This is a genomic window from Flavimaricola marinus (assembly GCF_900184895.1).
In the GTDB taxonomy this organism is placed as follows: Bacteria; Pseudomonadota; Alphaproteobacteria; order Rhodobacterales; family Rhodobacteraceae; genus Flavimaricola; species Flavimaricola marinus.
In genome coordinates this window covers 855,883-878,036 of record NZ_FXZK01000001.1, presented here as the reverse complement: position 1 = coordinate 878,036, position 22,154 = coordinate 855,883, and the positions used below count along the sequence as shown (strand labels likewise).

The following is a 22,154-nucleotide window of genomic DNA, read 5'->3' as shown; positions in this document are numbered from 1 at the left end:
CGACATTGCCGCCTTTAGCTTCATTCTCATAAAAACAGAGCAACAAAAGACCGGGAGACCTTTGATGCCGAACCGATCCGAGAATTCCTCTGCCGCCGCAGTGCAGTCGGCGGCGCTTGCCGGGGCTCTGAGCCGCCCGTTCTTGCTGGGCTCTGCCGTCGTCATCGCCGGTGCGCTCTGGGCCGGGCAGGCGTGGTCGCAGGATGTGACCGTCAGCCACGGCTATTCCAACTTCGGCGCGTTGAAATACGATGCCGATTTCCCGCACCTGGACTATGTGAACCCGGACGCCCCGAAGGGCGGCGAAATCTCGATCTGGTCGCAGGGCAGCTTTGACAGCTTCAACCCCTATGCCCGCGTCGGCGTCGGCGCGGCACTTGCGACCATCGGCGGCGAAGCGGTTCTGACCTCGACCGCCGACGACCCCTACGGCATGTATTGCTTCCTCTGCACCTCGATGGAGTATCCCGAGGACCTGTCTTTCGTGACCTATAACCTGCGCGACGATGTGACGTTCTCCGACGGCCGTCCGATGACCGCAGAGGATGTCGAGTTCAGCTTCAACCTGTTTCTTGAGCAGGGCATCTCGGAATACCGTTCCGTCCGGCAGGGCTGGGTGACCGATATTGCGATCGAAAGCCCATACCGCATCACCTTTACCTTTTCCGATCTGATCCCCGAGCGCGAGAAGATCTCCTACACCGGCGGCATCCCGGTCTTCTCGAAGGCGTGGTTCGAGGAAACAGGCACACGGCTGGACGAGAGCATCGACGCGCCGTTCCTGACCACGGGCGCCTATGTGCTCGAGAGTTTCGACTACAACCGCCAAGTGATCTACGCCCGCAATCCCGACTATTGGGGCGCGGAGATCCCGTTCAACATCGGCCGCAACAATTTCGATCGTATCCGGGTCGAGTATTTCGCCGATGGCTCGGCGGCGTTCGAGGGTTTCAAGGCCGGTGAATATACCTTCCGCACCGAGAATTCCTCGCGCGATTGGGCCACGGGCTATGATTTCCCGGCCCTTCAAAGCGGCTATGTCGTTCAGGAGGAGATCCCCGATGGCAGCGTCGGCACGGCGCAGAGCTTTGTCTTCAACCTCGATACGCCGAAGTGGCAGGACCCGCGGGTCCGCGAAGCCATCGGCATGATGTTCAACTTTGAATGGTCGAACGAAACGCTGTTCTACGGTCTCTATGCCCGTCCGCAGGGGTTCTGGCCCAACACCGATCTGGGCGCTGTTGGCGCCCCCACCCCCGAGGAGGTCGCCCTATTGCAGCCTTTGGTGGATGACGGTTTGCTGGATGCCAGCATCCTGACCGATGAGGCGCCTTTGGCGCCGGTCAACGGCGTGGAGAACAACACCCCGGCCCGCAGCGTCTATCGCGCCGCCGGTCAGTTGCTCGACGATGCCGGCTGGGTTGCCGGTGACGACGGGATGCGCCGCAAGGATGGTCAGCTTCTAGAGGTGGTGTTCCTTCAGCGTAGCCCGCTGTTTGACCGCATCGTGAACCCCTATATCGAAAACCTCGAACGCCTTGGCGTGGCCGCCAAGCTCGACCGTGTCGATACCGCCCAATATGTGGAGCGGCTGCGGTCTGGCGATTTCGACCTCGCCAACCACTCCATCGCGATGGGATTCGAGCCGGGATTCGAGCTGGAGCAGTGGTTTGCTTCGACGACCGCCGACGACAGTTCGCGCAACCTGATGCGGCTGCGCAGCGACGCCGTCGACCGGATGATCCCGAATGTCACGGGGGCGGAGACGCTCGAAGAGCTGAAGATCGCCACTCGCGCCTTTGACCGCGTGCTCCGTGCCGAAAAATTCACGGTGCCGCAATGGTTCAACGATCAGAACTGGGTCGCCTACTACGACATGTATCGTCATCCCGAAGAGTTGCCGCCACTGGCGACGGGCGAGCTGGATTTCTGGTGGTTCGACGCAGAGGCCGCGGCCGCGCTTGAGGCTGCCGGTGCGATCTGAGCCAAACCGCGCCCCGGCGATTGATGTGAGACGATAAGCGATGGGTGCTTATATCCTGCGCCGTTTTCTGCTCGTGATCCCGACGTTGCTCGGGATCATGATCCTCAACTTTGCGCTGATCCAATTCGTCCCCGGTGGCCCGATCGAGCAGATCATCGCCCAGATGGAGGGCAGCGGCGACGTGTTCGAGGGGATCTCGGGCGGCGGCAGCGAGATCGTCGAGAACGACGACAGCTCCTATATCGGCGGCCGGGGATTGAGCCCGGAGTTCATCGCCCAGCTCGAGAAAGAGTTCGGCTTTGACAAGCCACCCGTCGAGCGATTCCTGTTGATGATCTGGGACTATGTCCGCTTTGATTTCGGCGAAAGCTGGTTCCGGTCGATCAGCGTCTTCGATCTGGTGGTCGAAAAGATGCCGGTGTCGATCACGCTTGGCCTCTGGTCGACGTTAATCGCCTATATGGTGTCGATCCCCTTGGGCATCCGCAAGGCCGTCCGTGACGGTTCGTCCTTCGACACGTGGACCAGCGGCGCGATCATCGTGGGCTATGCCATCCCCGGCTTCCTGTTCGCCATCCTGCTGATCGTCCTGTTCGCCGGCGGTTCCTACTGGCGGTTCTTTCCGCTGCGTGGCCTGACAAGCGACGATTGGGAAACCCTGAGCCTGTTTGGCAAGATCGTCGACTATTTCTGGCATATCACCCTGCCGGTGCTGGCCTCGACGATCTCGGCCTTTGCCACGCTGACGCTGCTGACCAAGAACAGCTTTCTCGACGAGATCAAGAAGCAGTATGTGATGACGGCCAAGGCAAAGGGCCTGACCGAAAGCCGCGTCCTTTATGGCCATGTCTTTCGCAACGCCATGCTGATCGTGATCTCGGGCTTTCCGGCGCTGTTCATCGGGGTGTTCTTTGGCGGATCGCTGATCATCGAGACGCTGTTCTCGCTCGATGGGTTGGGCCGCCTCGGCTTCGAGGCCGCCGTGGCCCGCGATTACCCGGTCGTCTTTGGGACCCTGTTCGCGTTTTCGCTGATCGGTCTGGTAATCGGGATCATCACCGATCTGACCTATGTGTTCATCGACCCCCGCATTGATTTTGAGAGCCGAGGCTGATGTCCGACCCTGCACAGACAGATGACGTGGTGACCAGACCGCCCCGCAAGGCGTGGCTGTCACCGCTGAACAAGCGCCGTTGGCGCAATTTCAAACGCAACCGCCGGGCGGTGTGGTCGCTTTGGATCTTTACCGTTCTGTTCGTCGTGTCGCTGTTCGCCGAGTTCATCGCCAACGACAAGCCGATCATGGTCAGCTATCGCGGCGAGATTCGGATGCCGGTCTTTTCGTTCTACTCCGAGCGGGATTTCGGAGGCGATTTCCCGACCGAAGCCGCTTACGGCGACCCCGAAGTTGGCTGTCTGATCGTGACCGGCGGACTGGAGGAGTGCTTTGACGGTCCGAACGCGTTGATCACCGCCGTAGAGGCCGGTGAGACCCTCGATATCGAGGGTTTTTCGCGCGGCTGGATGCTCTGGCCGGTGATTCCCTATTCCTACGACACGATTGTCGATGTGCCGGGCGTCGCTCCGGCCCCGCCATCCGAGACCAACTGGCTGGGCACCGATGACACCAAGCGCGATGTGACGGCCCGGATCATCTATGGTTTCCGATTGTCGATCATCTTTGCCATTCTGGTGACGGTCGGCTCATCGCTGGTCGGCATTCTGGCGGGTGCGGTGCAGGGCTATTTCGGCGGCTGGACCGACCTGATCTTTCAGCGCTTTATCGAGATCTGGACAGGGATGCCGTCGCTCTACGTCATCATCATCGTGTTTGCGATATTGGGCCGAAGTTTCTGGCTCTTGGTGTTCTTGACCATCCTGTTCGGCTGGCCAGCCTTGGTCGGCGTGGTGAGGGCCGAATTCCTGCGCGCCCGGAATTTCGAATATGTCCGCGCGGCCCGCGCCCTGGGCGTCTCGAACCGGGTGATCATGTTCCGCCATATGCTGCCCAATGCGATGGTGGCCACCGTCACCATGCTGCCGTTCCTGATTACCGGTGCGATCGGCGGGCTGGCGGCGCTCGACTTTCTGGGCTTTGGCCTGCCGTCATCGGCGCCGTCCCTCGGCGAATTGACCTTGCAGGCCAAGCAGAACCTGCAGGCCCCGTGGCTGGGCTTCACCGCGTTTTTCACCTTTGCGATCATGCTGTCGTTGCTGGTGTTCATCTTTGAGGGGGTCCGCGATGCGTTCGACCCCAGAAAGACCTTCTCGTGAGCCGTATTCTGGATGTGAAGGATCTGGTGGTCCGCTTTCGTCAGGATGGCGCCTATACCGATGCCGTGCGCGGCGTGACCTTCCATGTCGACAAGGGCGAGACTGTCGCTCTGGTGGGTGAGAGCGGGTCGGGCAAGTCTGTGACCGCGCTCTCTGCCGTGCGCTTGCTGGGCGATAGCGCCGAGGTGAGCGGTCAGGTCAACTACGACGGGCAAGAGATGACCACCGCGAGCGAGGCCGATTTGCGCCGTGTGCGCGGCAATGACATCAGCTTCATCTTTCAGGAGCCGATGACCTCGCTGAACCCGCTGCACACGCTGGAAAAGCAGTTGGCCGAGAGCATCGAGTTGCATCAGGGGCTGCGCGGACCGGCGGTGCGGGCCAAGATCATTGAACTCCTTACGCAGGTCGGCATCCGCGACCCCGAAACCCGGCTGGGTGCCTATCCGCACCAACTGTCCGGTGGCCAGCGCCAGCGGGTGATGATCGCCATGGCCCTTGCGAACGGCCCGGAGCTGTTGATCGCGGATGAGCCGACGACCGCACTGGACGTGACCATTCAGGCGCAGATTCTCGAGCTGCTCGCGGACCTCAAGGGCCGGATGGGTATGTCCATGCTGTTTATCACCCACGACCTGACCATCGTCCGCCGCATTGCCGACCGGGTCTGCGTGATGAAGGACGGTGAGATCGTGGAGCAGGGTCCGACGGCCGAGATCTTTGCCAACCCGCAGCACCCCTATACCCAGATGCTGCTCGCCGCCGAATCGACCGGTTTGCCGGCCCCCGTTCCCGAGGGCGCGGAGGTCGTGGCGACGACCGAGGATCTGCGCATCTGGTTCCCGATCTATCGCGGCTTGCTCAAGCGCACGTCCGGATACGTGAAGGCGGTCAACGCCGCGACGCTGAGCGTCCGCGCCGGGGAGACCGTCGGCATCGTCGGGGAAAGCGGCTCGGGCAAGACGACCCTCGCTCTCGCCATCATGCGCCTGATCCGCTCGGAAGGGCCGATCACCCTGCATGGCAAGCGGATCGACGACCTGAACCAGCGCCAGTTGCGCTCTGTCCGCTCGGCCATGCAGATCGTGTTTCAAGACCCGTTCGGCAGCCTGAGCCCGCGCATGACCGTGGAGCAGATCATCGCGGAGGGGTTGGGCGTTCACGGTGTCGCCCGAGGGCGCAATGCCCGCGAGATGGTCGCCGAGATCATGACCGAGGTGGGCCTCGATCCGACGCTTATGGACCGCTATCCCCATGAATTCTCTGGTGGGCAGCGTCAGCGTATTGCGATTGCCCGCGCCCTGATCCTGCGGCCGCAGTTGATCGTGCTGGACGAGCCGACCTCGGCGCTCGACATGACGGTGCAGGTCCAGATCGTCGATCTGCTGCGCCGGTTGCAGGTGAAATACGGGCTGGCCTATCTGTTCATCAGCCACGACCTCAAGGTTGTTCGCGCCCTGAGCCACAAGGTGATGGTGATGCGCAACGGCGATGTGGTGGAGGCCGGGGATGCGGCGTCGGTCTTTGACGCGCCCGAGTCCGACTATACCAAGGCGTTGATGGCTGCGGCTTTTGTGGACCAATCCGCGTCTGCCTGAGCATTGCTCGCGGTGGCTATTGCCGGATTGAGTTTTCTTGCCAAGATGAAGGGGCCGCGGTTATCGGAACCCGGCCCCTCGCCTGTGTCAGTTGTCGTTTTTGTCAGCTTTCGTCGGTGCCGATCATGAAGCAGGTGGTGCCCCGTGCCTGAAGCCTGCGGCAGGCCAGATCCGCGCCTTCGCGGGTGAGCCCCATGAAATTGGCATCGAACCCACCGGACCTTTGCAGGATGCGCCGCAGCGCGCCGTCGAGTGCCGATGGCTCGGAGAGGGCGACCTGGATCAGTGTCCGCTCGGCCTCGTAGCGAGAACCGTAGCGCCCGACGTTGATCCCCCAATGCCGCCCGCCTGAGGTCGAAATCCGGGTGACGACCTCGGGTTCGGCCGTCGGGACGGTATTGGCCGGCGCGATGTCTGCCGCTGTCATGATGATCTCGGCGGGGCGAACCTCCGGCAACGTCTCGATGGTGGCGGGCGCGAGTTCGGAGGCCGAGGCCAGTTGCACGGCTGCGGCCGTTTCCGGCAGGGCCTCTTCGATGACGTCTGTCGCTGCCTCGGCGACCTCCGTGGCAGTTTCGGCCACTTCCGCGGGCGCGGCGAGCGCCAGCGCCAATGCGTCGTCGATGGCCTCGGTCGCCGCCGCGACGAGGACCGGCTCTTCGCCGGAAGGCCGCGCCTCTGGCCTGATGCTGCTTTGCACCTGACCGCTGACCCTGATCGTTCGGGCGACGGCGGTGGGCGGGTTCTGGTTCCCAGCGACCAATTCAGGCTCTGCCGTTTGCGTGGGGGCCGGCGCGGGCGTGGACCGGTAGGCCGGCAGCGCGGGCGCCCTGACCGTTGCGCGCCCCGGCGCCCGCGCAAAGCCCATGTCGAGCAGTTCGGCCACCCGGGCATTCCGGTTGGCCGTGGAGGTGCCGCCGAAGACCGTCGCGATGATCCGCACCTGACCGCGCTGCGCCGAGGCGACGAGGTTGTACCCGGCCGCGTTGGTGAAGCCGGTCTTGATCCCGTCGGCCCCTTCGTAGCTGTCGAGGAAGCGCCGGTTGGTGTTGTTCACCTGTGCAATGCCCGCATCGGCGGAGCGCCGCGAGAACAGGTTATAATACTGCGGATAGTCGTAGATGATATGCCGACCCAGCACGCTCATATCCCGTGCCGTGGACATGTGCCCCGATTCCGTGAGGCCGTGCATGTTGCGAAACGTGGTGCTCGTCATGCCCATCGCCTGTGCGGTGGCGTTCATCCGGGCGGCGAAAGCCTCTTCGGAGCCGCCGATGGCGATCCCGATGGCGGTTGCGGCGTCATTGGCGGACTTCACCGCCGCGGCCCGGATCAGATAGCGCAGACGGATCGTCTGGCCGGTGCGCAGCCCGAGCTTGGAGGGCGGTTCGCTGGAGGCGGCGGAGGTGATCGTGACTTCGGTATCGAGGCTGATCTCGCCCCGCTGGATCGCCTGAAATGCGATGTAGATCGTCATCATCTTGGTGAGCGAGGCCGGATGCAACCGGGTGTCGGCGTTGCGCGAATGCAGAACCTCGCCGGTCCGGGCGTCCATCACCATAGCGGCGTAGGGTGCGGTTTTGCCGACTGTCGGCGCAAGAGCACCAGCACACAGCACAAAGATCATCAATAGCCCGATACGGGCCGTCTGTCCCAGACGACTAGCCACGTCGCTCACCCTTTTACTGCCTCATGGCCCCGGTTTTCCGGGTGCCTTATGATTTGCAGCAAAGCTAACACGACCGAGCAATTCCGAAAATACCCTAAATTCAGTTACTTTCAGTGCGATGCTCGTCCGGTTGCCCGAAATGTAGGGGATGGCGAAATAGTGGCCGCAAGATAGGGCATTGTGGCGGGATTGTGGCGAGACTAGGGCAGCGCTGCCACAAGTTCCGGAAGGGCTGCGAGAGACTCGATTTCGCGGAATCGCGGGTGGGTCGACGGCGCCTCGGCGTGCTCATAGGCCCATGTCAGATCGTGCGGTACATGCACGCCCCAACCGCCTGCCTCGATTGCCGGCAACACGTCGGAACGCATCGAATTGCCGACCATCATCGCGGCTGTCGCGCCGTGCCGGGCGAAGATCCGGGCGTAGACATCCGGGGTCTTGTCGCTGACGATCTCGACCGCGTCGAAAAGGTCGCCGAGGCCGGATTGCGCCAGCTTGCGTTCCTGGTCCAACAGGTCTCCCTTGGTGATCAGCACGATCTCGGCCTCTGGAGCCAATGCGCCGATCGCCTCGGCGGCGTGCGGAAGGAGTTCGATCGGGTGTTCGAGCATGTCCTGCCCGGCCCGGATCAGCTCCGCGATGACCGTGGCCGGAACCTTGGCGTCGGTGACGTCGATGGCGGTTTCGATCATCGACAGCACGAAGCCTTTGACCCCGAAGCCGTAGCGCCCGAGGTTGCGCCGCTCGGCGGCCATCAGAGTCTCGGACAGAGCGTCGGGATCGGTGAAGTCGGCCAGCAACTCGGCGAACCGCGCCTGCGTCAGTTGGAAGAACCGTTCGTTGTGCCACAACGTGTCGTCGGCGTCGAAACCGATTGTCCACCGATATCTCTGCCCCAACTTGTCTCTCCTCTGGAATTGCGCCTTTTCATGTGGGCTAAGTGCCTTATATAAGCCTCTAATCCCTTCGGAAACACATGGACGCCCATGCTCAGAGATTTCTACATGATGGCAGACAAGGATGGAGACGACGGGGACGTTGGCGTCAAGCTTGAAACGCGCACCAAGACAAAGCGTCCCCCGCTCTATAAGGTGCTGATCCTGAACGACGATTACACTCCGATGGAGTTTGTCGTCCACGTTCTGGAGCGGTTCTTTGGCATGACCCATGCGCAGGCCTTCGAGATCATGCTGACCGTTCACAAGAAGGGAATCGCCGTGGTCGGCGTGTTCAGCCACGAGATCGCCGAGACCAAGGTTGCCTTGGTCATGGATTTCGCCCAGCGTCACCAGCATCCGCTGCAATGCACAATGGAAAAGGAGTAGGGGCGCGGTTCGCGCTCTGCCCTGATGTCCACATCCCGTTTGACAACCGCCTTTGACGACGGACTGCTGACCGCACCTGCGGGCAAGGCTGTCGTGATGCGCCCGCCTCTGGCCTATGATCTTGCCGCCTTGTCGCCTGACCAGGCTGATATCGTCCACAGCTTTGCGCCCGACGTCTCCTATTGGGAGACGATGGGCTATGCCGTGTCCAAGGAGCTCACCCCCTCCGATCTGGTGATCGTGGTGGTGCCCCGTGCCAAGGCCCTGGCCCGCGCGATGCTGGCCGAGGCGGTGACCAAGGCCCCGGTCGTCGTGGTCGACGGCCAGAAGACCGACGGTGTCGATAGCCTGTGGCGCGATCTGCGCAAACGCTTGGGCGATTTGCCGAGCATCACCAAATCCCACGGCCGCCTGTTCTGGTTCAAGACCGAGGGCGTGGATTTGTCCGATTGGGCCGCGCCGCCGCCAAGTGCCGGGCCGGAGGGCTTTGTCACCCAGCCGGGCGTGTTCTCGGACGGCGCGATCGATCGCGGCTCCGCCCTGCTCGCCGACGCCTTGCCGGGCAAGCTGCCGTCTCGCGTGGCCGATCTGGGCGCGGGGTGGGGCTATCTCTCTGCCGCGATCCTCAAGCGTGAGGGCGTGACCCATCTCGATCTGGTCGAGGCCGAGGCGCTGGCGCTGGACTGTGCCCGCCAGAACATCACCGACCCGCGCGCCCATTTCCATTGGGCCGACGCCACCCAGTTCACCCCAGAAGCGAAATACGGTGCCATCGTCACCAACCCGCCGTTTCACACGGGCCGCGCCGCGGACCCCAGCCTCGGCCGCGCCTTCATCACAGCGGCGGCCGCGATGCTGGTCCCCGGAGGGCAGCTCTGGCTTGTTGCCAACCGACATTTGCCCTATGAGGCCCACCTGCGTGAAGCCTTTGTCCGTGTGGACGAGGCGGGTGGAGATTCTGCGTTCAAAGTGTTCTGCGCGATCCGACCGAAAAAAGCGTGATCCCCTAGGAGAACCTCATGTCCTTTTCGATTTCCGGCAAGACTGCGATTGTGACGGGCGCGGCCCATGGTGTTGGCCTTGCGATTGCCCGCCACTTCGTCGATCAGGGTGCGAATGTCGTCTTTGTCGACCGGGACGAGGCCGCGTTGGAGCGCGAGGTCGGCCAGTTGGCCAGCGATGAGGGTCCGGTCCGCCTGTTTGCGGGAGATCTGCGCGAAAAGCTGACGATCACCAATCTGCTGTCGCTGACCCATGACGCCTTTGACCGGATCGATATTCTGGTCAATGCCTCCCGTCAGGTGATGACCACGGATCCGCTCGACCCGGACGACGATTCGGTGGCGCAGCTGTTGCAGCAGAACATGCTCACCGCGCTGATGCTCAGCAAGGCGACGGCCAAGCGGATGATCAAGCAGTCGGAAGGACAGGAAGAGGGCTCCATCGGGTCGATCATCAATCTGTCGTCGATCGCCGCGACCCGTGCCCATCCGTCGCTGCTGGCCTATTCGATCAGCTCCGCCGCCTCGGACCAGATGACCCGCGCCCTCGCTGTGGCGCTGGCCCCAAAGCGCATACGGGTGAACGCCGTCGCCTTCGGCAGCGTGATGAGCGCAAGCCTGAAGGGCGCTCTCAAGGAGCAGGAGGGGCTGCGCAAGGAAATCCTGTCACACACCCCGCTGGGCCGGATTGCCAGCCCCGGCGAAGTCTCGGACGCGGTGCAATATCTGGCCTCGGATTCCTCCGGCTTCGTGACCGGGCAGATCATTACGGTCGACGGGGGCCGAACATTGCTCGACCCCGCATCGGTGGATGCCCATTAGCGGCCTGTCCGCGCCCGATCATTCAGGGTGAATGGCCACGCATTGCTGAACCGCCGCGTCCGCCGCACGCTGTAGCTGGGCCTGCCGCTCTTGCAGCGATGCCAGTTTCGCCTGTTCGGCGTTCAGGTCGATGGCGACGGGGACCTGCCGGTCGATTGTCCGGGTTTCCTCGCACGGGAAGGTAAAGCTGCTGCCGTCGTCGTTTGTTCCGGTGCAGGTGCTGCGGATCGTCTGCACCTCCTGGGTTTCCGCGACGGCATAGCCGCGCTGGATATTCGCCTGGGTCTCGTTGACCAGGCCGGTCATGACCCGCAATTCGCGGGTGACATCGCTGATGCATTGTTCGCGTGGTGTGGCGCAGGCCGCGACGAGGAGTGGAAGAATGAGCAGGGTGCGACGCATAGCGGACTCCGAAGTTTGATTTGGGTCATGGTGCCCTTGGTGGACCCGTGAAAAGAATGCTAGGTCCAAGTGATAAGCAATAGCAAGGGATGCGCCAGCGTGACGACGACGGGGATGGAGACGGAAAAAGCCACGGCTTCGGCGTGGTTTCGCGAATTGCGCGATCAGATCGTGGCGGCCTTCGAGGCGCTGGAGGACAGCCAGCCGGGCAATGGGCCGGCCGGCCGTTTCGAGGTGACGGAAACGTCCCGCGCCTCCGACGACGGCTCGGATGCCGGCGGTGGCCTGATGTCGGTGATGCGCGGTGGCCGCGTCTTCGAGAAGGTGGGCGTCAACATCTCGACCGTCTACGGCACCCTCGGCGACCGCGCCCAAAAGGCGATGGCCGCCCGGGGTGTTCCCGGCATGGCAGAGGATCCGCGGTTCTGGGCGTCCGGCATTTCACTGGTGGCCCATATGCAGAACCCGCACGCCCCCGCTGTCCACATGAACACCCGAATGTTCTGGACCCCGGGCGCATGGTGGTTCGGCGGCGGTTCGGATCTGAACCCTTGCATCGAATATGACGAGGACACGGCCCATTTCCATGCCACGCAAGAGGCCCATCTGGCCCCCCATGGTGCCGAGCATTATCCCAAGTTGAAGGCATGGGCCGACGAGTATTTCTACATTCCCCATCGCAAGCGTGCCCGTGGCGTCGGCGGCATCTTCATGGATGATCACTGCACCGGCAATTGGCAGGCCGACTTCGCCCTGACCCAAGATATCGGTCGCGCGTTCCTGCCCGCCTATGTGCCTCTTGTGGAGAAGCGTCGCGGCACCGAATGGACCGATGCCGACAAGGACACCCAGTTGATCCATCGCGGGCTCTATGCCGAATACAACCTCGTCTATGATCGCGGCACGAAGTTCGGGTTGGAGACCGGCCACGATGCAAATGCGGTATTGATGAGTCTGCCGCCTCTGGCGAAGTGGGTTTGAGCGACGTCTTGGGGTGATCTGCAGGGCAGGCTCGCGCTTCGCGCCGACCGTCCGTGTCAAGCGGGACCGTCGAGGGGGCGCTGCCCCCGCCTTCGGCCCCCCGGGATATTTTTGACCCCGAGAAGCGGGCCTAGTCCGCTTTGACGAAGAGTGCGCCGCCCGCCCGTATGCTACTGTCAGGGGCGGGTGCTGCAGTTTGTGCTGCCGCGACCTCGTCGGGAACTGCGTTGCTTTGGTCGGGGTTAATGACGGCGTCCAGCCCGTCGGCCAGCTGTTGATCGGTGATCTTGGCTGATTGTGCCAGCAGGCTGAGCACGGACGGAGGCGCGAAATCCCGCAGCCCGATGGCCAGTCTGCGCTGGACGATCTGTAGTCGCGGGGCATCTGCACCGAGCACGGCCTCTTCGCTGGCTGTCGCGGGCGCAAAGGAGAGTGCAAGGCTGCACACCAGAGAAAGCCCGCCGACGCCCTTTAGCACTGCTTTGAAAATGCCCATGATCGGCTCCGAAACTGCGTTGGCGGATCAGCCGCCGCGCACAGTCTCGATCATCAATGTGACATTTTCGGGGTCGGCATCTGGCGTTATCCCGTGGCCGAGGTTGAAAATGTGCGGTCCGTTGGAAAATGCCTGCACGATCCGCCGGGTTTCCTCGACCAGTTCCGCGCCGCCGGTGACCATGTGCGAGGAGGCGAGGTTGCCCTGCACGCAGCCGCCGGTTTGCACGTTGGTGGCGGCCCATTCGGCGGTGACGCCGTCATCGAGCGCGATGCAGTCGGCTCCGGTGGCGTCATGCGCACCGACGTAGCCTTCCCCCGCGCTTCTTGGGAACGCGATCACCGGTAGCCCCGGGTGCCGCTCCTTGAGTGCGGCGGTGATCTTTTGCATCGGTTTCAACGAGTAGTTGGTGAAATCATCGCCCTTGAGCGATCCGGCCCAGCTGTCGAACAACTTGACCACTTCGGCACCGGCGTCGACCTGCATGGAGAGATATTCGATGGTGGCATCGGTCAGCAGGTCGATGATCCCTTCGAACGTCGACTTGTCTTCGGCCTTGAGCAGATGTGCGGGCCCTTGATCGGGCGTGCCTTGTCCGGCGATCATATAGGTAGCCACTGTCCACGGCGCACCGGCAAAGCCGATCAGCGTCGTCTCGGTGGGCAGCTCGCGCCGCAGGATCCGCACCGTTTCGTAGATCGGGGCGAGGTGGTCGTGAACGGCGTCAGCCGGTTTCAGCTTGGCCAGACCGCCCGCGTCGGTGATCGTCGAGAGTCGCGGCCCTTCGCCCGTGACGAACCAGAGGTCCGCCCCAAGCGCCTGTGGCAGCAGTAGGATGTCGGCAAACAGGATGGCTGCGTCGAATCCATACCGCCGGATCGGCTGCAAGGTGACCTCTGCGGCCAGATCGGAATTGTAGCACAGCGACAGGAAGTCTCCGGCTTCGGCGCGGGTGGCCTTGTACTCGGGCAGGTAGCGCCCTGCCTGCCGCATCATCCAGATCGGAGGGGTGGGCAGCGTTTCGCCCGCGAGGGCGCGAAGGATGGTTTTTTGCTCGGACATGTCTGCTCCTGTCTTGGCCCTCGTCGTCCCAACTGGCGCGGGCCTTGTCAAGGGAGTTGTCAAGTATTGTTTACAGTTCTAGAACGGGGCCAACATGAGCAAATCACTTCCTTCCCCCGCTTCTCCGCTGCGTATCGGCACCCGTGGTTCTCCCTTGGCACTGGCCCAGGCCCACGAGACCCGCTCGCGGCTCATGGCCGCGTTCGATCTACCCGAGGATGCGTTTGAAATCGTCGTGATCAAGGTCACCGGCGATATGATTCAGGACCGGGCGCTGAAGGAAATCGGCGGCAAGGGGCTGTTCACCCGCGAGATCGAAGAGGCGCTGTTGGACGGGTCGATCCATATTGCCGTCCATTCGATGAAGGACATGCCGGTGGAGCAGCCCGCTGGTCTGATCCTGAACACTTACCTTCCCCGTGAGGATGTTCGCGACGCGTTCGTATCCTTGGGCGAGGGCGGCATCACCGATCTGCCCGAAGGCGCCACGGTCGGCACGTCCAGCCTGCGCCGGAGGGCGCAGCTGCTGCATCGTCGCCCGGATCTGAACGTCGTCGAGTTCCGCGGCAATGTGCAGACCCGTCTGCGCAAGCTGGCCGATGGCGTGGCCAGCGCGACCTTTCTGGCGATGGCAGGGCTGAACCGCCTGAACATGACGGATGTGCCGCGCCGCCCGATCGAGGTGGACGAGATGCTGCCCGCTGTTGCGCAGGGCGCGATCGGGATCGAGCGCCGCATCGACGATACCGCCACGGCGGATATGCTGGCCGCCATCCATGATGGGCCGACAGGGCAACGCCTCGCCGCAGAGCGGGCGTTTCTGAGCGCATTGGACGGGTCTTGCGAGACGCCGATTGGCGGCCTCGCGGTGCTGGAGGGTGGCACCCTCCATTTGCGCGGCGAAATCCTGCGCACCGATGGCAGCCGTGTTCTGGCCGATGCCGCCGACGCGCCGGTAGAGGACGGTGCCGCACTTGGCACAGCACTGGCGTCTGGATTGCTCAAGCAGGCCGGGCCGGGATTCTTCGACGCCTGATCAGCGCCGCGGGCCGTCGTCGAGCAACAACAGCGCCGCTGTGCCGATCAGGATGGTCACGGCCCCAATGTATGCCGCGACATCATAGCCGCCCAGAACTGCGCCAAGGGCAAAGATCGCCGCGGCGAGGCCCTCCGACACCATACGTTGCAGGGCCACCAGCGATGCTCCGGCCCCGGCGCGCGCGCCCAGCAGGTCTTGCAGGTAGCTGATCGACAGGCTGTAGATGAGCCCGCCCCCCACCGAGACGGGCAGGATCAGGAGCCAGACAAATCCGGTTGGCGCGAGCCCCGGAAACAGCCCCATGAAGAGCGCATAGTTGGCCGCACCGGCAGCGATGATATGCAGCCGCCGGTAGCGCCGCACCAGCACGCCGACGCTCAGCATCACGCAAATTTCCAGCGCCACGAAGGCGCCAAAGAAGATCGCCGCATCTCCCGAACCCCGTCCGGCCGTTTCGGTGAAGACCAACGCCAGCAGGACTGCCATCAGAGTCGAACCGGAATGCACCGCCCCCATCGCCAGAAGTCGGAGCGAGATGGGTCCGTTGGCCACCTCGGCCAGCGAGGCAAAGAACCCCAAGCCGGATTTCTGTTCCGTCCAGGGGGCGGCGCCGTCTGATGGCCAGATCCAGAGCACCATTGCCAGCAGCGCCACCGCCATGGCGAGGGTCGTCGGATAGAGCACCAGCAGCGACACTTCGGCGTTGAAGGCCATCCCCCAGAGCGGCAGGAGCAGCGCAAAGGGGACGGCAAACAGCGCGCGTATGACCGCCGTCACCCCATCCCGATCCGCCTCTGCCATCTCGGCGGTGTGCAACCGGGCGATGGCGAAGATCTGCCCCAGCAGCGTGGAGCCCAGCGGCAGGAAGAGCAGATGCGCGAATACGAAGGTGAGTGTCGAGGGCGCGATAGTGACAAGCACCAGCCCCGCGATGGATGACAGCGCCGCGACGGCCGCCATCGCCTTGCGGGCGGGTCGCTGGTCGGTGACGATCCCGACGATGACCGAGGCCGTCACCGACACCAACAGCGACCCGGTCAGAACCAGCGCGTAGCCGCCGTCCGACAATCCGAAGAACTGGATGCCGAGTAGCGAGACGTAGGGCGAGAAGGACGCCACAAGCGACCCGAAAATCAGGGTCGCCAACCCCAGCATCCTCAGGGTCGGATCGCGCCAGATCAGTGCGATGTTCTGCATGTTACCGAGGGATCACCTTCCCCGGATTGAGGATGCCCTTGGGGTCGAGCGCGGCTTTGATCGCGCGCATGACGTCCAGTGCCACCGGGTCCTTGCGCCGCCGCATCGACGGCAGCTTGGACAGCCCGATCCCGTGTTCGGCCGAGAAGCTACCGCCAAGGCTTTGCACCACGTCCTCGACCGTTTCGACCAGCTTGTCACGCAATTCGGGATCGGCGCTGGACGGGAAGATGATGTAATGCACGTTGCCGTCGCCCAGATGACTGACGCAGGTGTCCGTTGCCTCTGGGTCGATGGCTTGGATTCGGGCGATGGCAGTCGTCAGGAAGGTTTCGACCTTGTCGATGCCGACACAGACATCGTTGTTGATCATCGGCTGCTGCGCGCTCGTGACCTCGGCTGCGGCTTCGCGGCGGGCCCACATCTCGGCCCGTTGGGCGTCGTTCTGGGCAATCACCGCGTCGCGCAGAGTGCCGATTTCGAGCATTCTGGCCAGTTCGGTTTCCAGCAGGGACACGATCGGCACCGACCCATCGTCCTGCGGCGTGGCGTCGCGCGGAGCAGTGGCGCCGACTTCGACGAGGATGTTCACGTCGTGGCTGCCCTCGAACGGCGGTTTCGCCCCCGCAATCGTCGCCAGATACCTGCTGATGTAGCTTTTCGGCATGTATTCGAACGCCGAAACCGCTCCGCCGGTGATCTTTTGCAGTTGGTTCAGCAGCCCCACCGCATCCGACAGATGCGGTACCGCAAGCATTGCGGTGGCGTAGGCGAGCGGCTGCGGAGCGAGCTTCATCACCGCTGCGGTGATGATCCCCAGAGTGCCTTCGGCCCCGATCACCAGATTGCGCAGGTTGAGCCCGGAGTTGTCCTTGTGCAGCTCGCTCATCAGGTCCATAACCCGGCCGTCGGCCAACACGACCTCGACGCCCATGCACAGATCCCGGGTATTGCCGTAGCGCAGCACGTTCGACCCACCTGCATTGGTGGAGAGTATCCCGCCGATCATCGCCGATCCCCGCGCCCCGAAGGTCATCGGAAACAGCAGGCCATGGTCCTGCGCGGCAGTGCTGAGCGCATAGAGAATCACCCCGGCTTCGACGATGGCGATACGGCTCTCGGCCCTGATCTCTCGGATCGTGTTCATCCGGTCGAGCGAGAGCATCACCGCCCCGTCCGCATAGGTGCCGCCGGCGAGCCCGGTATTGCCGGAGACCGGCACAACCGGAAGCCCGACCTCGTGGGCCAGTTGCATCACCCGCGACACTTCGTCGGTATTGGCCGGGCGGACAACCGCAAGAGGGCTGAAGTGGTAATCGCCCATCCAGTCGTGGTTCCATTTGTCGCAATCGGATCCTGTCGCGATATTGGCGGCGCCGACGATGTCACGCAGCGCGTCAAGGTGATTGGTCATGGCGGGGTCTCCTGGCGTTGGCCGATTTTGCCCCATTCTTCGGACCATGGAAAGCCGTGTGGTCAGGGAAAGACGTGGTCATTCGGCCTTTGCCGGACGATACTGTGGCCAACACAGTTTGACCGCAGGAAAACGACGATCCATGCAGTATGCTTATGAAGGCAGTTGGGAGCTTGTTCCCGAACTTTCGCACTATGACGAGGGCAAGCCGCCCAAGTCGGGCCGATATGTCATCACCCAGACCGGCGACGAGATCCATTTCCAGATCGAGTGGGTCGAGGCGGACGGCACCCCGCATCTGATCGATTTCAAGGGTGTCGCCGATGGTGCGATCCGCCCGGCGGGCGAAGAGGGCATCAAAGCGTCCTTCCATCGCAAGGGAAAGACCCTGCTCGAGAGCCGTGCCTATCAGGCGGGGCAGGAGGTGTCGTATGCGTTTCGCCGGGCCAGCGACGACGGGTCGCTCCTGTCGGTCATCCAGTTCTACAAACACCCGGACGGTACCCGCACGATGCGGTTGCAAACCTATCGCAGGGCGGAACGCTGATCTTGGGCCGAAAGGGTTGCGTGGTAGCGTGAGGCGGACTTGAACCGCCGACCCCAGCATTATGAGTGCTGTGCTCTAACCAACTGAGCTATCACGCCATGCAACGGAGGTCCCGATACTTTGCCCGCTCGCCCGTGTCAAACCCAAATCGCGGTCTTGGCTGGAATGCCGTGGGGATCGGGTGCATGCTGGCCCCGATTGGCCGCTGTGATTTGGCCGCTGGACAAAGGACCTATCGGTTTTGGACCTTCCTGACATAGACCCACCCGCCCCTGACCCCGCCGACCCCGAAGCGCTGTTGCGCGCCCTGTTCGATCGCGCCGTTGCGGTGGCCGATCCGATGCGGGTGATTCCCTCGCATCTGCCGCCCCGCCCGGAGGGGCGCGTCGTCGTGATCGGCGCGGGCAAGGCCTCGGCCCGGATGGCCGAAGCCGTCGAATCCGTCTGGGGGCCTTGCGAGGGGCTTGTCATCACCCGTTATGGCTATGCCCGGCCCTGCGAAGGGATCGAGATCGTCGAGGCGGCACATCCCGTGCCCGACGCGGCGGGGGCGGAAGCGACGCGGCGCATGTTGGCCCTGCTCGGCACTCTCAAAGAAGGCGACATGGTCCTTGCGCTGATCTCGGGCGGTGGCTCGGCTTTGCTGACCTGCCCGGCCGCCGGCATCACATTGGCAGAAAAACAGGCGCTGACCCAAAGCCTCTTGGCCAGCGGGGCGCCGATTGGCGACATCAACGGCATTCGCAAGGAATTGTCCGCCGTCAAAGGTGGACGTTTGGCCGTGGCCGCCTATCCCGCGCGCATGGTCGCCTTGATGATCTCGGACGTGCCCGGCGATTCGCCCGGTGACATCGCAAGCGGCCCCACTGTCGGATACGCGGGCGACGCCGCCCGTGCGTTGGCCTGTCTGGCGCAATGGCAGGTCGAACCGCCCGCCGCGATCCGGGCATTTCTGGAGGCGGGCGGCAATCCTGTCGCTCCGGACGATCTGAAACTGAGCCGGGTCGAGAACCGGGTGATCTCTGCCCCGTCGCAATCGCTGGCCGCCGCCGCCGTGATGGGCCGCGCCGCGGGGTGCGACGTGCGCCTGTTGGGCGACGCGATCGAGGGCGAGGCCCGCGAGGTGGCCGCCGCTCACGCCTCCGAAGCCCTAAAGCTCCAAGCCACGCTTGCCGCCGATGCGCCGCCGGTTCTGCTCTTGTCCGGGGGCGAGTTGACCGTGACCCGTCGGGGCGACGGTGTCGGCGGTCCCAACGCCGAATACGCCTTGGCGCTGGCCATCGCCTTGCAGGGAGCGCCCGGCATTCACGCGCTGGCCTGTGATACTGACGGTGTCGACGGCGCGGCCGAAGTGGCCGGTGCGGTGATCGGACCCGGCACCCTGACCAAGGGTCCGACCGCGGCCGATGCGCTCGCCCGGAACGATGCCCACGGCTACTTTGCCGGGATCGGCGATCAGGTGGTCACGGGTCCGACCCTGACCAACGTCAATGATTTCCGGGCGATCCTGATCCATCCGAAGGAGGCTGCCCGGTGATCCTGCATTGCGTCTACGGCGCGATCCCGAACAGCGCCGACCCGGACGAGCGCCGCGCGGTGATGGACGCGCTTGCCGGATTGCAGGGCACGATCGACGGTATGCTGAGCTTCGAATCCGGCCCGAACCGCGATTACGAGGGGCTGAGCAAGGGCTATACCTGGGGCTTTGTGGCCCGGTTCAGGGATCGCGCCGCACTGGCGGCCTATGACGCCCATCCGGAGCACAAGGCCGCCGGTGCTCGGCTGGTTGCCCTGTGTGACGGCGGTGTTGCCGGACTGATGGTGTTTGACCTCGAGGTGCCGGGATAAGCGTTGCTCGAGGCTAATGAGCCGCCGACGGCAGGGGCCTGTGCCCCTCCGCCGTCAGTCGTACCGCAATTCCGTCGCTTTGCCGCGAAAGATCGAATAGGACAGGATCGTGTAGCCGAGGATCGTCGGCAGCACGATGCAGGTCCCGATCAGGATGATGAACAGGCTTTCGGGCGCGCTTGCTGCTTCGTAGATCGTCAGACGCTCTGGCACCACGTAGGGGTAGAAGCTGTAGGCCATGCCGCCGAACGCCAGCCCCCAGAGGCCGGTTGCCGCGGCAAAGGGCGCCCAGCTATAGCGGTCCTCCGCAAAGGGCATCCGCCGCAGCATCAGCCACAGGCTGACCACGAGGACGCCCGACAGGATCGGCAGTGGCGAGAGGTAGAGCGCTTCGGGCCATGTGAACCATTTGCCAAAAATCCGGTCGCTGACATAGGGCGTCGCCGCCGAAATCGCGCCGATGCCCAGCACCAGCCCCCAGATTCCGCCCTTGGCCCAGTCCACCGCCTTGCGCTGGAGGTCGCCTTCGGTCTTGTGGATGACCCATGTCGCCCCAATGAAGCTGTAGCCGACCGTCAGGAAAACGGCTGTGAGCAGGGCAAAGCCCACATGCGGCAAGGTCCATGTCAGGCCCATCACATACATGCCGAGCATGAAGCCTTGGCTGAGCGAGGTCATCAGGGAGCCGACGAAGAACGCCCGGTTCCACGTCGCTTTCCACGGTGTCGGTGCCTTGACCCGGAATTCGAAGGCCACGCCGCGCAGGATCAGTCCGACGAGCATAATCGCCACAGGTAGATAGAGCGCGGTGAGGATCGCGCCGTGGGCGGCCGGAAAGGCCACCAGCAGAATCCCCACCGCCAGCACCAGCCAAGTTTCGTTGGCATCCCAGAACGGGCCGATGGCCGAGACCATCCGGTCCCGTTCCGCCTCGTTGGCGAAGGGGAAGAGCACCCCGACGCCGAGGTCGAAGCCGTCGAGGATCACATAGATCAGGATCGACAACCCCATCAGTGCGGCAAAGACGAACGGCAGCCAGACGGTTGGATCTCCAAAGGTGTTCATCGCCGTTACTCCGCTGCGACTGTGACAGCAGCCTTGGTCGACTGCGGGACGTTCGGTCCGATCGGTTCACCCTTTGCGGCCTTGCGGGCGAGGTAGAAGATCACCGCGATATAGGCCGCCAGCAGCAGGGCATAGACCACGAGGTAGGCGATCAGCGTCGAGGCGACCATGCCGGCCGGCACGTCGGCGACCGCTTGCTTGGTGGTCATGACACCTTGGACAAGCCACGGCTGCCGTCCGATCTCGGTCGTGTACCAGCCCGCGAGCGTGGCCAGCCAGCCCGAGAAGGACATCGCGACGAGCCCGTAGAGAACCGGTTTCGGCAGCCCTTCGACGCCCCGCCGACCTGTCCGGTCCGCATTGCGCCGCAGCATGAGCGCGGACGCGCCCCAGCTGACCGCCAGCATCAGCATGCCGGTGGCGACCATGACCCGGAAGCTCCAGAACACGGGTGCCACACGCGGGTGCAAGGCGGTGCCGTCGTCGGCGACGAAATCGTTCAGGCCAGGCACTTCGCCATCGGCGTGGTGGGTCAGGATTAGCGAGGCGAGGTTCGGAATGCCGATCTCGAACGTGTTCTCGCGCAACTCTTCGTTCGGGATGGCGAACAGCAGAAGCGGGACGTTTGTGTCCGTCTCCCAGTTGCCTTCCATCGCAGCGACCTTTTGCGGCTGGTATTCCAGCGTGTTCAGGCCGTGCATGTCACCGACAAAGATTTGCACAGGGATCAGCATGGCCGCGCCAAAGACGGCCGTCTTGAGCGCCACCCGCACGCCTTCGGTGCGCCCGCCGATCAGCCAGCGGAAGGCGGAGACACCCGCGATCAGGAAGCTGACGGTCAGGAAGCTGGCCAGCATCATGTGAGCAAACCGGTAGGGCATCGAGGGGTTGAACACGATCGCCCACCAATCGGTGGCATGGGCCACGCCGTCGATCATCTCGAACCCTTGCGGCGTGTGCATCCACGAATTCAGAACGATGATCCAGAAGGCCGACATGGTGGTGCCGAAGGCCACGAGGAACGTGGCCGTCGTATGCACCCGTGCCGAAACCCGGCTGGCCCCGAACAGCATGATCCCGAGGAAGACCGCCTCGAGGAAGAACGCGGTCATCACCTCATAGGCCAGAAGCGGCCCAGCGATGTTGCCGACGGTTTCCATGAAACCGGGCCAGTTGGTGCCGAATTGGAACGACATGGTGATGCCGGACACGACACCCATAGCAAAGGACAGGGCAAAGACCTTGACCCAGAAGCGGTAGGCTTCGAGCCAGCGTTCGTCCTTGGTGATGTTGAAGCGCACCCGGAAAAACAGCAGCACCCAGCCCAAGGCGATGGTGATCGTGGGGAACAGGATGTGAAACGAAATGTTTGCCGCAAATTGGATGCGCGACAGAATGAGGGCGTCCATAAGGGGTACTCCTAGAGTGAG

21 protein-coding genes and 1 tRNA gene are annotated in these 22,154 nt (G+C 63.5%); 12 read left to right on the top strand and 10 right to left on the bottom strand.

What is annotated here, in order from left to right; genetic code table 11:
- Positions 1–64 precede the first annotated feature (64 nt).
- Genes LOM8899_RS04260 through LOM8899_RS04245 form a run of 4 tightly spaced genes read left to right on the top strand, consistent with a single transcriptional unit; the run spans position 65 to position 5,856 of the window.
- Positions 65–1,984 (top strand): extracellular solute-binding protein, encoded by a 1,920-nt coding sequence (locus tag LOM8899_RS04260; RefSeq protein ID WP_093991411.1) that lies wholly within the window; start codon positions 65–67, stop codon positions 1,982–1,984.
- Positions 1,985–2,024: 40 nt separating this feature from the next.
- On the top strand, positions 2,025–3,098 hold the full coding sequence (locus LOM8899_RS04255) for a microcin C ABC transporter permease YejB (RefSeq protein ID WP_093990878.1): 1,074 nt from the start codon (positions 2,025–2,027) through the stop codon (positions 3,096–3,098).
- On the top strand, positions 3,098–4,258 hold the full coding sequence (locus LOM8899_RS04250; protein ID WP_093990877.1) for an ABC transporter permease: 1,161 nt from the start codon (positions 3,098–3,100) through the stop codon (positions 4,256–4,258). Before LOM8899_RS04255 ends, LOM8899_RS04250 begins: the two co-directional genes overlap by 1 nt.
- A complete protein-coding gene (locus tag LOM8899_RS04245; RefSeq protein WP_093990876.1) occupies positions 4,255–5,856 on the top strand; it encodes an ABC transporter ATP-binding protein in 1,602 nt (533 codons plus the stop codon). Before LOM8899_RS04250 ends, LOM8899_RS04245 begins: the two co-directional genes overlap by 4 nt.
- A 103-nt stretch (positions 5,857–5,959) precedes the next feature.
- Here LOM8899_RS04245 and LOM8899_RS04240 read toward each other — a convergent pair whose 3' ends face one another.
- Positions 5,960–7,483 (bottom strand): D-alanyl-D-alanine carboxypeptidase family protein, encoded by a 1,524-nt coding sequence (locus LOM8899_RS04240; protein WP_093990875.1) that lies wholly within the window; start codon positions 7,481–7,483, stop codon positions 5,960–5,962.
- Positions 7,484–7,725: 242 nt separating this feature from the next.
- The gene (locus LOM8899_RS04235) at positions 7,726–8,424 is read right to left on the bottom strand and encodes an HAD family hydrolase (RefSeq protein WP_093990874.1); all 699 of its coding nucleotides are present in this window, start codon (positions 8,422–8,424) and stop codon (positions 7,726–7,728) included.
- 87 nt (positions 8,425–8,511) lie between these two features.
- Here LOM8899_RS04235 and clpS point away from each other — a divergent pair, with 87 nt between their 5' ends.
- Genes clpS through LOM8899_RS04220 form a run of 3 tightly spaced genes read left to right on the top strand, consistent with a single transcriptional unit; the run spans position 8,512 to position 10,673 of the window.
- Entirely contained in the window at positions 8,512–8,850 is a 339-nt protein-coding gene (gene clpS, locus LOM8899_RS04230; RefSeq protein ID WP_093990873.1) for an ATP-dependent Clp protease adapter ClpS, read from the top strand.
- Positions 8,851–8,874: 24 nt separating this feature from the next.
- Positions 8,875–9,852 carry a class I SAM-dependent methyltransferase gene (locus LOM8899_RS04225; protein WP_093990872.1) on the top strand — a complete coding sequence of 326 codons (978 nt, stop codon included), beginning with the start codon at positions 8,875–8,877 and terminating at the stop codon, positions 9,850–9,852.
- A gap of 17 nt (positions 9,853–9,869) precedes the next feature.
- Positions 9,870–10,673 carry an SDR family NAD(P)-dependent oxidoreductase gene (locus LOM8899_RS04220; protein WP_093990871.1) on the top strand — a complete coding sequence of 268 codons (804 nt, stop codon included), beginning with the start codon at positions 9,870–9,872 and terminating at the stop codon, positions 10,671–10,673.
- A gap of 18 nt (positions 10,674–10,691) precedes the next feature.
- On the opposite strand, the gene LOM8899_RS04215 is transcribed toward LOM8899_RS04220, so the two are convergent.
- Positions 10,692–11,075 (bottom strand): hypothetical protein, encoded by a 384-nt coding sequence (locus tag LOM8899_RS04215; RefSeq protein WP_093990870.1) that lies wholly within the window; start codon positions 11,073–11,075, stop codon positions 10,692–10,694.
- 114 nt (positions 11,076–11,189) lie between these two features.
- Here LOM8899_RS04215 and hemF point away from each other — a divergent pair, with 114 nt between their 5' ends.
- Positions 11,190–12,056, top strand: coding sequence for an oxygen-dependent coproporphyrinogen oxidase (gene hemF / locus LOM8899_RS04210; RefSeq protein WP_093990869.1), 867 nt, complete (start codon positions 11,190–11,192; stop codon positions 12,054–12,056).
- A 130-nt stretch (positions 12,057–12,186) separates the two neighbouring features.
- Here the strand turns inward: hemF and LOM8899_RS04205 are convergent, their stop codons facing one another.
- Together LOM8899_RS04205 and hemE are read right to left on the bottom strand one after the other, a co-directional pair.
- Entirely contained in the window at positions 12,187–12,552 is a 366-nt protein-coding gene (locus LOM8899_RS04205) for a hypothetical protein (protein WP_093990868.1), read from the bottom strand.
- 27 nt (positions 12,553–12,579) lie between these two features.
- On the bottom strand, positions 12,580–13,614 hold the full coding sequence (hemE, locus tag LOM8899_RS04200) for a uroporphyrinogen decarboxylase (protein ID WP_093990867.1): 1,035 nt from the start codon (positions 13,612–13,614) through the stop codon (positions 12,580–12,582).
- Between the two features lie 94 nt (positions 13,615–13,708).
- Between hemE and hemC the strand changes: the two genes are divergently transcribed.
- Positions 13,709–14,650, top strand: coding sequence for a hydroxymethylbilane synthase (gene hemC / locus LOM8899_RS04195; protein ID WP_093990866.1), 942 nt, complete (start codon positions 13,709–13,711; stop codon positions 14,648–14,650).
- On the opposite strand, the gene LOM8899_RS04190 is transcribed toward hemC, so the two are convergent.
- Both LOM8899_RS04190 and LOM8899_RS04185 read right to left on the bottom strand, forming a co-directional pair.
- Positions 14,651–15,850, bottom strand: coding sequence for an MFS transporter (locus tag LOM8899_RS04190; RefSeq protein ID WP_093990865.1), 1,200 nt, complete (start codon positions 15,848–15,850; stop codon positions 14,651–14,653). It lies immediately after the preceding gene.
- Between the two features lies 1 nt (position 15,851).
- Positions 15,852–17,264: an FAD-binding oxidoreductase gene (locus LOM8899_RS04185; protein WP_093990864.1), complete on the bottom strand. Its 1,413-nt coding sequence runs from the start codon at positions 17,262–17,264 to the stop codon at positions 15,852–15,854.
- A 142-nt stretch (positions 17,265–17,406) separates the two neighbouring features.
- On the opposite strand from LOM8899_RS04185, the gene LOM8899_RS04180 reads away from it, so the two are divergent.
- Positions 17,407–17,811, top strand: a complete 405-nt coding sequence (locus tag LOM8899_RS04180) for a hypothetical protein (protein ID WP_093990863.1) — start codon at positions 17,407–17,409, stop codon at positions 17,809–17,811.
- Between the two features lie 21 nt (positions 17,812–17,832).
- Here LOM8899_RS04180 and LOM8899_RS04175 read toward each other — a convergent pair.
- A tRNA-Met gene (locus LOM8899_RS04175) sits at positions 17,833–17,909 on the bottom strand.
- 242 nt (positions 17,910–18,151) lie between these two features.
- Here LOM8899_RS04175 and LOM8899_RS04170 point away from each other — a divergent pair.
- Together LOM8899_RS04170 and LOM8899_RS04165 are read left to right on the top strand one after the other, a co-directional pair.
- The gene (locus LOM8899_RS04170) at positions 18,152–19,348 is read left to right on the top strand and encodes a glycerate kinase type-2 family protein (RefSeq protein WP_093991410.1); all 1,197 of its coding nucleotides are present in this window, start codon (positions 18,152–18,154) and stop codon (positions 19,346–19,348) included.
- Positions 19,345–19,659 carry a Dabb family protein gene (locus LOM8899_RS04165; RefSeq protein ID WP_093990862.1) on the top strand — a complete coding sequence of 105 codons (315 nt, stop codon included), beginning with the start codon at positions 19,345–19,347 and terminating at the stop codon, positions 19,657–19,659. Before LOM8899_RS04170 ends, LOM8899_RS04165 begins: the two co-directional genes overlap by 4 nt.
- A gap of 54 nt (positions 19,660–19,713) precedes the next feature.
- Here LOM8899_RS04165 and LOM8899_RS04160 read toward each other — a convergent pair whose 3' ends face one another.
- Together LOM8899_RS04160 and LOM8899_RS04155 are read right to left on the bottom strand one after the other, a co-directional pair.
- Positions 19,714–20,724 (bottom strand): cytochrome d ubiquinol oxidase subunit II, encoded by a 1,011-nt coding sequence (locus tag LOM8899_RS04160; RefSeq protein ID WP_093990861.1) that lies wholly within the window; start codon positions 20,722–20,724, stop codon positions 19,714–19,716.
- Between the two features lie 5 nt (positions 20,725–20,729).
- The gene (locus LOM8899_RS04155; RefSeq protein ID WP_093990860.1) at positions 20,730–22,133 is read right to left on the bottom strand and encodes a cytochrome ubiquinol oxidase subunit I; all 1,404 of its coding nucleotides are present in this window, start codon (positions 22,131–22,133) and stop codon (positions 20,730–20,732) included.
- Positions 22,134–22,154: the final 21 nt, after the last annotated feature.

Bases quoted from the DNA above. Each gene is read 5' to 3' on its own strand.
- LOM8899_RS04260 (WP_093991411.1), top strand. From the start codon at position 65: ATGCCGAACCGATCCGAGAATTCCTCTGCCGCCGCAGTGCAGTCGGCG.
- LOM8899_RS04255 (WP_093990878.1), top strand. From the start codon at position 2,025: ATGGGTGCTTATATCCTGCGCCGTTTTCTGCTCGTGATCCCGACGTTG.
- LOM8899_RS04250 (WP_093990877.1), top strand. From the start codon at position 3,098: ATGTCCGACCCTGCACAGACAGATGACGTGGTGACCAGACCGCCCCGC.
- LOM8899_RS04240 (WP_093990875.1), bottom strand. From the start codon at position 7,483: ATGATCTTTGTGCTGTGTGCTGGTGCTCTTGCGCCGACAGTCGGCAAA.
- clpS (WP_093990873.1), top strand. From the start codon at position 8,512: ATGCTCAGAGATTTCTACATGATGGCAGACAAGGATGGAGACGACGGG.
- LOM8899_RS04225 (WP_093990872.1), top strand. From the start codon at position 8,875: ATGTCCACATCCCGTTTGACAACCGCCTTTGACGACGGACTGCTGACC.
- LOM8899_RS04220 (WP_093990871.1), top strand. From the start codon at position 9,870: ATGTCCTTTTCGATTTCCGGCAAGACTGCGATTGTGACGGGCGCGGCC.
- LOM8899_RS04215 (WP_093990870.1), bottom strand. From the start codon at position 11,075: ATGCGTCGCACCCTGCTCATTCTTCCACTCCTCGTCGCGGCCTGCGCC.
- hemF (WP_093990869.1), top strand. From the start codon at position 11,190: ATGGAGACGGAAAAAGCCACGGCTTCGGCGTGGTTTCGCGAATTGCGC.
- LOM8899_RS04205 (WP_093990868.1), bottom strand. From the start codon at position 12,552: ATGGGCATTTTCAAAGCAGTGCTAAAGGGCGTCGGCGGGCTTTCTCTG.
- hemE (WP_093990867.1), bottom strand. From the start codon at position 13,614: ATGTCCGAGCAAAAAACCATCCTTCGCGCCCTCGCGGGCGAAACGCTG.
- hemC (WP_093990866.1), top strand. From the start codon at position 13,709: ATGAGCAAATCACTTCCTTCCCCCGCTTCTCCGCTGCGTATCGGCACC.
- LOM8899_RS04190 (WP_093990865.1), bottom strand. From the start codon at position 15,850: ATGCAGAACATCGCACTGATCTGGCGCGATCCGACCCTGAGGATGCTG.
- LOM8899_RS04185 (WP_093990864.1), bottom strand. From the start codon at position 17,264: ATGACCAATCACCTTGACGCGCTGCGTGACATCGTCGGCGCCGCCAAT.
- LOM8899_RS04180 (WP_093990863.1), top strand. From the start codon at position 17,407: ATGCAGTATGCTTATGAAGGCAGTTGGGAGCTTGTTCCCGAACTTTCG.
- LOM8899_RS04170 (WP_093991410.1), top strand. From the start codon at position 18,152: ATGCGGGTGATTCCCTCGCATCTGCCGCCCCGCCCGGAGGGGCGCGTC.
- LOM8899_RS04160 (WP_093990861.1), bottom strand. From the start codon at position 20,724: ATGAACACCTTTGGAGATCCAACCGTCTGGCTGCCGTTCGTCTTTGCC.
- LOM8899_RS04155 (WP_093990860.1), bottom strand. From the start codon at position 22,133: ATGGACGCCCTCATTCTGTCGCGCATCCAATTTGCGGCAAACATTTCG.